Origin of the sequence: Acinetobacter sp. YH16053 (assembly GCF_013417035.1) — a bacterium.
GTDB lineage: Bacteria > Pseudomonadota > Gammaproteobacteria > Pseudomonadales > Moraxellaceae > Acinetobacter > Acinetobacter towneri.
The window spans coordinates 72079-82423 of record NZ_VPEP01000010.1; the positions used below are offsets into that span (position 1 = coordinate 72079).

7 protein-coding genes, 4 pseudogenes and 1 other annotated feature are annotated in these 10345 nt (G+C 35.0%); of the genes and pseudogenes, 5 read left to right on the forward strand and 6 right to left on the reverse strand.

Annotation, left to right across the window (positions count from 1 at the left end):
- Positions 1 to 17: 17 nt before the first annotated feature.
- The 3 genes from FTV43_RS09430 (at position 18) to FTV43_RS09440 (ending at position 2755) form a co-directional block, all read left to right on the forward strand.
- The gene (locus FTV43_RS09430) at positions 18 to 638 is read left to right on the forward strand and encodes a hypothetical protein (RefSeq protein ID WP_154320123.1); all 621 of its coding nucleotides are present in this window, start codon (positions 18 to 20) and stop codon (positions 636 to 638) included.
- A 154-nt stretch (positions 639 to 792) separates the two neighbouring features.
- A complete protein-coding gene (locus tag FTV43_RS09435; protein WP_257224104.1) occupies positions 793 to 2247 on the forward strand; it encodes a hypothetical protein in 1455 nt (484 codons plus the stop codon).
- Entirely contained in the window at positions 2237 to 2755 is a 519-nt protein-coding gene (locus FTV43_RS09440) for a hypothetical protein (RefSeq protein WP_154320120.1), read from the forward strand. Before FTV43_RS09435 ends, FTV43_RS09440 begins: the two co-directional genes overlap by 11 nt.
- 120 nt (positions 2756 to 2875) lie before the next feature.
- On the opposite strand, the pseudogene FTV43_RS09445 reads toward FTV43_RS09440, so the two are convergent.
- Positions 2876 to 3139: pseudogene (locus FTV43_RS09445) on the reverse strand (integrase core domain-containing protein); the annotation flags it as partial.
- A 33-nt stretch (positions 3140 to 3172) separates the two neighbouring features.
- Positions 3173 to 3640 (reverse strand): annotated as a pseudogene (locus FTV43_RS09450) (transposase); the annotation flags it as partial.
- A 499-nt stretch (positions 3641 to 4139) separates the two neighbouring features.
- Between FTV43_RS09450 and FTV43_RS16170 the strand changes: the two are divergent.
- Together FTV43_RS16170 and FTV43_RS09455 are read left to right on the forward strand one after the other, a co-directional pair.
- Positions 4140 to 4241: pseudogene (locus tag FTV43_RS16170) on the forward strand (recombinase); the annotation flags it as partial.
- Between the two features lie 185 nt (positions 4242 to 4426).
- The gene (locus tag FTV43_RS09455; RefSeq protein ID WP_000059656.1) at positions 4427 to 5626 is read left to right on the forward strand and encodes a tyrosine-type recombinase/integrase; all 1200 of its coding nucleotides are present in this window, start codon (positions 4427 to 4429) and stop codon (positions 5624 to 5626) included.
- A 94-nt stretch (positions 5627 to 5720) separates the two neighbouring features.
- Here FTV43_RS09455 and FTV43_RS09460 read toward each other — a convergent pair.
- The 4 genes and pseudogenes from FTV43_RS09460 to FTV43_RS09475 all read right to left on the reverse strand — a co-directional run.
- Positions 5721 to 6964, reverse strand: a pseudogene (locus tag FTV43_RS09460) (IS3 family transposase).
- Positions 6565 to 6681, reverse strand: a sequence feature (AL1L pseudoknot). Its footprint overlaps the pseudogene before it by 117 nt.
- A 913-nt stretch (positions 6965 to 7877) precedes the next feature.
- Positions 7878 to 8897: a hypothetical protein gene (locus tag FTV43_RS09465; RefSeq protein WP_171501091.1), complete on the reverse strand. Its 1020-nt coding sequence runs from the start codon at positions 8895 to 8897 to the stop codon at positions 7878 to 7880.
- Complete coding sequence (locus FTV43_RS09470; RefSeq protein ID WP_154320204.1) at positions 8806 to 9669, reverse strand: SDR family oxidoreductase; 864 nt, start codon at positions 9667 to 9669, stop codon at positions 8806 to 8808. Before FTV43_RS09470 ends, FTV43_RS09465 begins: the two co-directional genes overlap by 92 nt.
- Positions 9670 to 10118: 449 nt before the next feature.
- On the reverse strand, positions 10119 to 10345 hold a 227-nt coding region (locus tag FTV43_RS09475), incomplete at its 5' end, for a transposase domain-containing protein (protein ID WP_179995370.1).

Genomic DNA, 10345 nt, shown 5'->3' on the forward strand with positions numbered 1-10345 from the left:
TTGTAAGGAGTATAGAGTTGGAACAGAAGATTATAGACTTATTAAATGAGATTCCTGATAGTGTCAATTATACAGATATAGCAGAGGACTTAGATGCTGAAGATATTTCAGTTAGCCGTATAGAACAGTTAAGAGAATTATTAACAAATTCGGATGACTATATTGTATTCCAAGCTGCTAAATTGTTGACATTTTGGGGAGATGATTATGGTTTTAATGCTTTAACTGCATTATTTGAAAACAATAAATTAAATGGTTTTATTGATCATAGGCTAAATGGTTATGATGATACATTGCAACATGTTCTTAGAGCATTTATTCGTTATTGGGCTGATAAATCTGACCATGGTCTAGGTACCTTAACAAGAAAAAAATTGTTTCCATATATTGTCAAAATAATAGAGCTTGCTAATACTCAACCTTTTGGAATAGATTCTTTATTTGGTTTAATAATCGATGAGGACTTCAAAGAATATATTCCATTTTTAAAAGAACATTTAATTTCAATCATTGATCATCCAGAAATACATGGTTGGAAAATTCATGATGTTATTGAGTTATTTTTAAAAATTGAACCTGATTTTGTATATAAATTATTGGATGAAAAAGGAAAGACGTTAAAGGATTTTAATTTTTGAAATTAATGTATCGACCAGTATTGGTATTCCACAAAAGGGAACTAAAGAAGCTTCTACAGCTCCAAAAGGTTCAACGACCATTGGTATCAATAGCAGCGGGCAAGAAACAGAACAACTGACCAAGGCAACCTTAGGTCAAGGTACTGTGACGAATGTGAAAGATACCACCAACCGTGATATCAACAATACCCAAGAAATTACTCGTGATCAGACCACAGGTATGCTGGATGGTTCAGTAACGATTGATCATCGATTACTGACAGAAGCTGGACGACAGGAGATTATTCAAGAACAGAAGGATTTGCCAGAGAATTTCCGTCAAAGTGCAGAAAATTTAGCACAAGCCTTACCAGCGGGTGAGTATAAAGATAAGGCTTTACAAACACTAAATAATATTCAGGCAAGGCTTTACAATTTACCAAGTGAATATAAAGAAACGGGTGTAGTTGGTGACAAAGTTGCAAGTGAATTGCTCAAACGAGGGATAGAGCCAAAAGAAGTTGAAGCTTTATTTTCTAAATTAGATTTTTTCTATGCAGCAAAAGAGTTTAGTGAAATTCAGAGTCAACTAGATACATTAGCTCAATCTGGTGTTGGTTTAGAAACGATTTTTAAACAACCTAAAATAGGCGTAAATGAACAAGAAGTAATTTATGCGAAAGGAACTGACATTGAGACAAAAGTTACGACCCAAACCACAGTTGGTATGACGATATTAAGCAATATTGCTGATTTAGGAAATAATATAAAGCAGATTAGTGAAGATACTGGAGTTGATTTAGGTACTGTTCAACTTGCGGTAGGACTAATGATTTCAGGCCCAGTCCGTTTAGCAATTGAGACAGGAAAATCTTTAGCTTTAGATAGTGCGGTAGGAGCTGAAATAGCTCAAGGATTTGATGCGCTGGCGACATCATTAACTGCCGCCGCTCATGTTACCAATTCAAATACGATTAATAATTGGACTAATTCAGAGAAAGTTAAAGAAATTGAAGCCTCAACATCTGAAAATAAATTAGATGAATTGAAATTTGCAAATGAAATTGAAAAAAATAAACAAGGTGCAGAATATTTAATTAATGCTGTGGCTGGAGTTGTAGGTGCTGGAGTAGGTAAAGGTGTCACTAAGGGGAAAGATGCTGATATTGAAATAAATCAAAAGCAATCTCTTGATGTGGGATGGGTTGATAATTATGGAAATCAAAAGAAAGTCACTGGAGATGGAACCGTGGCTAGAGATCATCAGCCGTCTAAAGCTGCATTATTAAAGAGAGCTGAAGACTTAAAGGAAGCGCCCTTAACTCAAGCAGAGAAAAATCGTATTATTAATGAAGGAATGAGTGTAACTGTACCAAATGAGGTGCATGCCGCAGGTCCAACCTATGCAGGAAAAAATAATAAAGGACTCATTGAAAATGATGCAAATGATTTACAAGCAGCACAAATTAGGGATTCTGAGGCAATGATAGATAATGCAAAAAAATTAACGCCTGAGTACGTTACAAAGTTGCAAGAAGCATGTACTACATTGAGCTGTAAAAATAATGCTGATTATGATAAATTTTTGAAAAATATTATGGATGAGGAGGCGAGAAAGAATGACAAATAAGTTTATTGATCATTTAATATCACTGTTGGGTAAGTCAAATATTGATGAAAAATTAGTTGATTTTTTTGTTAAAAATCAATTTGTGAAAAGTCAAGAGGAAATTAAATTACCAATTTATGATGAAGATGGTGATTTATTGGATGAGTATAATTTTTATATTAGTAAATATGATGAGGGATTGGGTTTTATATTTACTGATGAGTCTTTTTATTTAAATCAGGAGGACAAACCCATAACTGGTGAAAAAATATACTTAACGACTATATTTTTTTATAATGATGGTGTGGAAGGCTTTTCTCAATATAAACAAGAACTGCCATTTAATTTAAAATTTTCAATGAATAAAGCTGAAATTGAAAATATATTAGGAGTGCCATTATTTATTAAGAATGATGATGGCGTGGTTAGAAGCCAAAAATGGAAAATTGAAGATATTCCATTTACAATATATATTTCATATAACAATATAGGTGAGATTAGATATATTTCATTAAGTATTCCTTACTGATTTAGTTAAAGTCGTTCCTACCCTATTTTGAATAAAAAAGCGGTTCTTTATTTAAAATGGAGCTACATTAATAGTTTTTAAGGTAATCCTTCAATAAATAACCGAAGTTAAAAGTAGAGGTTAAGCAGCCATTAGAGGTGGCTTTCCTTTGTTAGCTTGATGTGGTCTTTCATGGTTGTAATGCCACAACCAGTTTGTTGCATAATCTTGTACTTCATCCAAAGTATCAAATAAATGCTTGCTCAGCCAACTATAACGTATGGTCCGATTATAGTGTTCAATATACGCATTCTGCTGTGGCTTACCCGGTTGAATATATTCAATACGAATACCGTGCTCAGTAGCCCAGCGCACAAATTCGTGACTGATAAATTCGGGACCTGAGATACCGTCTTGGTAGTCAATCAGGTTTTGAGATTATTCGACCACTAAATAATCTCTTCGATAGGCAGTCTGATGTTTTAAAACGCCATAACACAGATGTATAAGCTTGCGCATTGCAGCACCTAAAGCACACATTTTATTTTTACCCTGGCTTAATAATCGTTGATATAAAGCTTCAATGTGTGGATTATATTTAATCGCTGTTAATGCCGACATATACAATACTGAGCGTATTTTACTGTCACCTGCTTTTGATAAGTGACTTTGCTTGTTGACTGAACTGCCAGACAACTGATGTACTGGAACCAAACCTACATATGCAGCAGCTTGACTTGCTTTTTCAAACTTGTGCGAATGAAATAACCCCAACAGTAATAAGCCTGATCGTTCACCGATTGAAGGAATAGTTTGCAGTAATTTCAAATCCTGTTTCAATGTTGGATCTTGATCTATGTGATTATTTATTAACTTATCAATATGTTCAAGTTGCCGATTTAAATAGGCTTTGTTGCATAAACATTTTGCAAGGCACTGATTTTTAAAGGTTTGTGAAAATTTCAACCTAAGAATAAATTTAATAAAATCATATTCTTAGGTATTTGTGCAACAAAGCCGATCCGAATCGGAAGCCAAAAAGCTTTTGGGGCAGATTATTAGGACGGAAGTGAATTCATAGTAACTGTCCAAATGAAAGAAGAATCAGTGTCCTTTACGATAAGAATATGCAATTTATCTAAGAATTATATTGCTGAATAAGCTTTTAAGAATATAGGTTTGGGCAATAAAGCCTTTAAATTCTATTACTGAATAAACCCTAAGTGGCCGATTTGGAATAGGAATGAGTGGTAGGGTGCGAATAGGAATAGGTGGTAGGTTTATGCTGGAATATGCATTGAGTCCAATCCTTGATCGTGGAGACTATTGTATTAGAAACAATAGCAGACCTAAAAGGCTTTACTGGTATCCATTGATTATTCAATAACATTAAATAGAGCCGTGAGACGTTGAAAGGCTCACAGAGTGGGAGGTAAAGTATATCCTCATCTCTCGTAAAACAGCTGACGAAGTCCGAGATAGAATCATTGCGTCAAAAAAAACGTGATATTTGAGAACTAAAAAAGAAGTGGTACTCCTACTGGTTACTAAAATTAAAGTATATTGAATAATAAATTTATAAAACAATACTTTACAAATCTATATGATGCGTAGTCTACGCATCATATGAAAGTCCTTCTATTTTGGTATAATTAATTTGATCAGTCCATTGATAGGTTTCATTCAAATCTCATGAGTCTTACTGAAATTAAAGTTCGCCAAGCTCATTGCAAGGAAAAAACTTGTTTTTTATCGGATGAAGATGGACTTAGTCTAAAAATTGAACCAAATGGAAGGAAGTCTTGGAGTTATCGATATACAGATCCAAAAACCAAGAAACGCCGCCGAATTCAGTTAGGGCTTTATCCTGATTTATCCCTGAAAAAGGCACGACAAGTCAGGGATGATTTTAGAGATAATAATTTCTGTTTTGAAAATGAAACTGTTTCTAATTTAATTACTTTTCATCAGGTAGCAGAGGAGTGGCTACAGTTCAAACTTAAAAATGCATTCAATGATTTACCACGCTGTGGTGTTCTCCAGTTAGCAGAAAAATGTTTACAGCATGATATTTATCCAGTTCTTCAGGATATCCCTTTTCAAGATATTAAGCGCTATGACCTAGTTTCAATAATTAGAAAAATAGAGTCACGTCAAGTTAAAGAACCTGTCAAAAAAGCTTGTAGTTATTTGAACCAAATTTTTGACTATGCTGTAGCAATGGGCTATTGTGAATATAATATCGCGCATGGTTTAAATAAAATTGCTGTTAACAATAAAATCAAGAAGAACTATCCTTATTTAAAAGCTGAAGACATCTCAGATTTTATGCATAAATTAAAAAAGTTGGATGCACATCCCATTATTAAAAAAGCACTCATGTTTAAATTATATACTGGCGTGCGAGGGGCAGAGTTGTTAATGGCTGAACCTCATCATTTTGATATAAAAGATAAAATTTGGAGAATTCCAGCCTTACATATTAAACAGTTTCGACGTAAAGTTATCCTAGGACATGAAATTCCAGATTTTTTAGTTCCACTTTCAGATCAGGCGTTAGAGATCTTAAAAGATGCGATGCAATGGTCATTGGGTGAAAAATTCATTTTTGCTAGTCCGCGAAAGCAGGATCACCCGATTCATTTTAATACATTAAATATGGCTATACGTAAGATGGGGTATGGAAAACATCAACTTTCCTCCCATGGATTACGTTCTACCTTCAGTACTATTTTGAATGACTCAGGATTGTTCCAAGATAATTGGATTGAGGCTCAACTTTCGCATATTGATAAGAATCGTACACGTGCTAGCTATAATCATGCGGATTATTTAATTCAACGAACTGAAATGATGCAGTGGTGGGGAGATTATTTAAGTGCTGCTCAGTGAAAATTTTATATTTAGATAAGAATATTCAACTAATTGCAGGCTATTGGATAAATCAACCTGAACCGTACCGGGTTTGTCGGAGACTTTATTTAAGTTAGGCTACCTGACCTAACGGATTAATTTTATCATAGTACATTGCTTCAAAATCAACAGGTGACACATAACCCAGTGCACTATGTACACGCTCTTTATTGAACCAATCTACCCAGTTTAATGTCGCAAGTTGTACATCTGCTAAACCACGCCAATCTGCTTTTAAATATTCAATCACCTCTGTTTTGTATAAGCCATTCACCGTTTCAGCCAAAGCATTATCGTATGAATCACCAGTTGTACCGACTGAAGCTCGTAAATTTGCTGCTTCTAAACGATTGGTATAACGAATGGAAAGATATTGCACACCTCTGTCGGAATGATGAATCACATTCTTGGGTATACCTCGATCATGTAATGCTTGCTCTAATGCATCGAGCACCATATCTGTATTCATCCGTGTCGATACTTTCCATCCAACAATTGCTCGTGAGAACTCATCAATAATAAAGGCGGTATAGACCCAGCCTGAATGGGTTTGAATATACGTAAAATCAGTGACCTGAGAAACACTGTTTCGTAAGGTGGTCGGGCTGATCTGCACTAAAATTCCGTTTCACTAAGTCAGCTGCTCGTTTTTGATCATCTCGGCTACGGGTGGTTTGTTTATTCTTACCACGCCAGACACCTTGTATACCTAGCTTCTGCATCAATCGAGCAACTGTACAACGTGCGATAACATAACCTTCACGTTTCAATTGTTGCCAGACCTTACGCACACCATATCGACCTGAACTTTCTTTCCAAATTCGTTGAATTTGTTCAGCATGATACTCATCATGTAGATCTCGTTTCGCTCGATGTTCTGGATTGTCAGCGAGATCTAAAGTTCGGTAATAGGTTGAAGCTGCGATCGGTAAAATCCTACAAATCGCATCAACACCATATCGATCTTTATTGTTATGGATGAAATCCACCATTATTTGTGTGGGCGGTCGAGCTCCGCCTGGGCGAAAAAAGCGGCTGCTTTACGTAGAATCTCATTGGCGCGTTGCAGTTCTTTATTTCTTTATTTTCGCGTTCGAGTTGTTTGATACGTTCTTGGTCTGAAAGCTGCTGTACTTTAACTGGATTTTGCTGATCTAAATGCTTTTGATGCCAGGCACGAAGTGTTTCAGGAGTACAACCAATCTTAGGCGCAATTGCTGTGATTGCAGCCCAAGTAGAAGGATAATCTTTTTCAGATTCAATCAATAATTGAACCGCTCTATCTCTGATTTCAGGGGTGTATTTTAATTTTGTCATCGGGGGTAGTCTCTCAGAATATTGACTCTCCGACAAACCCGGTACGGTTCAAGCTGCTGTAGAAAGTCTTTCTCAAAAAGAAGATATTTCGATCAATGCTTTTATTAGAAACCTGGTCTTAGACAAGTGTAAAAAAGTGATAGGAAAAGAGGCGTTTGATGAATTGAATGATCGAAAGCTGAATGTAATCAAAGCAAAAAAAGATAAATAATTAAAGAGAAAAGGAAGGGTAGTACAAAAACTGTACTATCTTTTCTACTCTACAAATATTCCTAAGTTTATAAAATATTGGAAAGTAAATTAAATACATGAAAAATAATAATATTATTAATAAAAAGGTTTCCTAATAATGGCTCTCCACATGCCGAGGGTGATACATATTATGGAAATAATATATGTATATAAATCATATACTTAATAATACTTTCTATTTGTATAGAAAAATGGGGTAGATTAGGAAAGCAAAAAAAGTAGAAATGAACCATTGTAGAGTCAATAAAAAAATTGATTAAATAAAATAAAATAGCATGTCAATAAAGTACATAAACTACTAATTTATAACAAAAAATATATATGACTTGCTAAAAAATAGCATGTCATAAATTATTAATATAATTATATATATATCATATACTTAAATGAATTTAATTTAATGACATGCTATGTTGACACGCATTTTTTTTTCTGGATTCGCTTTTACTGACATGGAAAAAAGCGTGTCAATAGCACGTCAGATAGCATGTCAATCAATAAAAATAAATAAGCGATTGTATTTAAACAATTTATATATTTGTTGTGACACGCTTTTTTGTTGTGACACGCTTTTAGATGGTTCTGTAATTTTCTTTTCTACAGAAAAAACAAATAAAAAGGCCTAGTAAATATATTTCTAGTTGAGAGTATATAGAACCTGTTATTCATACTCTTTAAGGTACTTCTTCAATCGATTTTGTACTAATTTTTCAGTTAAATTCTCTTTGTAGCTAAAGTAGATAATATCAACACCATTAATTTTACTGAGTTGGAGCTTTTCCTTATCTCTTTGTTTTGTTCTTTTTAAACCTTCTTCTCCACCAAATAGATCAACAGCTACATAGTGTTGTTGCCCTTGGTATTCGATAGCTAAATTTAGCTCAGGTATATACACATCAAATCTTTGTCTATTTAACCAGGTGGGTGATGCTTCTCTTTGAACTGTGAATTGAGGGAATAACAAATTAATGTAGTTGAACAACAATGTTTCATTTACCCATCTTTCACCTATTCTAGCTACACCTTTTAACTCTCTAATGTAGTTCTCTGCATCCCTTTCACTAATACTTTCCTGTATGGAATGCTTAGTGATGTATGCCCCATATCTTGCTTTGAAGGATGAACTATACATATTGTGGGAATACATCAAATCGGAATTCGTTTTTGTGCAAATGTGACAGATCGATTCTTTAAAGGAATTATTTTCTAACGCATTCGCAAGATGGGCGTGTTTCCTTACTAAACCTACATATTCTTTGGTGAGGGCATCTTTAAAACATGAGCAAAAGTAACTCTCCCCAGTCATTTTGTTATAGAAAGTTTGTCTCCATTCCCAAACACCCAATTTTGACGGTAATAACCCTTCTGGTGGTGTCATTAATGAGTACAGCTTAATTAGCAATGTCTGTGGAAATTCAACTGTAAGAAGGCGTATTGAGGATTTATTCTTTGTTTTTAATTTAGTGTTTTTGATTTTGTAGCGTTGGGTAATTCCCCCTCCATATTGGAAATCATTCAACTTCACAAAAGGAGGGATATTAATGTCTGTAACCTCAAGATCAGTGTCCTTATCGCTGGTCAGATCAAATTCAACGGTATCCTTCTGGTGCAGGAATCCCATGTTCCGAAGAACGACTGACTGATTCCCACTCTTTCCATGTAAATATACGTTTTTCTGCATTTTCAACAGCTAAATCATATACAAGGCTTCCCAGAACTAATCGGAGAGGCGGATTCTCACTATTAACCAGTTTCATTATAGCTTCGGCGGCTAACTTAGGATCACTATCCACCGATTCGTTTGAATATTGTTGGGCCAACTTTTCACGTAATGAATCATACTCTTTTTTCTGTGTAGTAAAACTCATTTTTAAGTATAGATTCGTCCAGTAACCTCCAGGTTCTACGATAGATACTTTTATACCAAAATGTGCAGCTTCTTGTGCTAAAGCCTCGCTAAATCCTTCTAAAGCAAATTTACTAGCGCTATAGATTCCCGACATTGGACCACTAATCAGTCCACCAATACTAGATATCTGGATAATATGACCTGATTCTTGTGCCCGCAAGTACGGCATAACAGCTTGACTTACCCATACTGTACCGAAGAAATTAGTTTCCATTTGGCTTCTAACTTCATCTTCACTAAATTCTTCAATCATTCCCATTACCATATTCCCTGCATTGTTAATGACAATATCGAGTCTTCCAAAATGTTTAATGGCAGTTTCCACTGTAGTCGAAACAGCACTTCTATCAGTAACATCAAGACTTAAAGGAAGTAACATTCCTTCAAACTGGCATTTTAACTCATTCAGTTTTTCAATATTTCTAGCAACACCAACAACCTTCTCTCCTGACTCCAATGCTTTTTTTGTGAATTCGTATCCTAGTCCACTGCTTGCACCTGTAATAAACCACACACGTGTATTTTCATTGTTATTAAATGTCATAAATAATCTCCTCCATTAATCATGTAATATTGGTATCATTCAATACCAATTTAAAACAAACAAAATAAAGAGCACAGGCAATCTGCCTATGCTCTAAATATAGAAATATAAAATTTCAACAGGATTAATCCGATTGTTGGTATCACAAATAAGCCATCAAATTCATTGATGTACCCTTTTCTACGAAGTGTCATGGGAGATCTCCCTTTAAAATAAAAAAGAGGAAGATTCCTCTCCGCCTTTTTACTATAACCGTATAATAAAGGTTTCCTATAAGAAGACAGATTTATCCTAATACTCTGAGCATAAGCAGAGCCTTTGAACGTATTAAACTAACGGTTCAAAGTTAGGATATCAATCATTAAGAAGCCTCCATTCATCATAAGTTAGTTCAAGTATAACATATGGGCCTGATTTGGTAAGCGTCCGCTGAACCCCATGCCTATTTTTTAATTCGATTTAGGTTTCCAGCGGTGTGGTAGCAATTCTTCAATCTGAGTCACTTTATGTGTCGGCAACCTTTTCAGCACATCACTTAAATAGGCATAGGGATCCAGCCCATTCAGCTTTGCTGACTGGATTAATGTCATAATATTGGCTGCTCGCTGACCGCTGCGCAGCGAACCTGCAAATAACCAGTTCTTACGTCCCAACGCCCAGGGGCGCATCTGGTTTT

Bases quoted from the DNA above. Each gene is read 5' to 3' on its own strand.
- FTV43_RS09440 (WP_154320120.1), top strand. From the start codon at position 2,237: ATGACAAATAAGTTTATTGATCATTTAATATCACTGTTGGGTAAGTCA.
- FTV43_RS09455 (WP_000059656.1), top strand. From the start codon at position 4,427: ATGAGTCTTACTGAAATTAAAGTTCGCCAAGCTCATTGCAAGGAAAAA.
- FTV43_RS09465 (WP_171501091.1), bottom strand. From the start codon at position 8,897: ATGCAGAAAAACGTATATTTACATGGAAAGAGTGGGAATCAGTCAGTC.
- FTV43_RS09470 (WP_154320204.1), bottom strand. From the start codon at position 9,669: ATGACATTTAATAACAATGAAAATACACGTGTGTGGTTTATTACAGGT.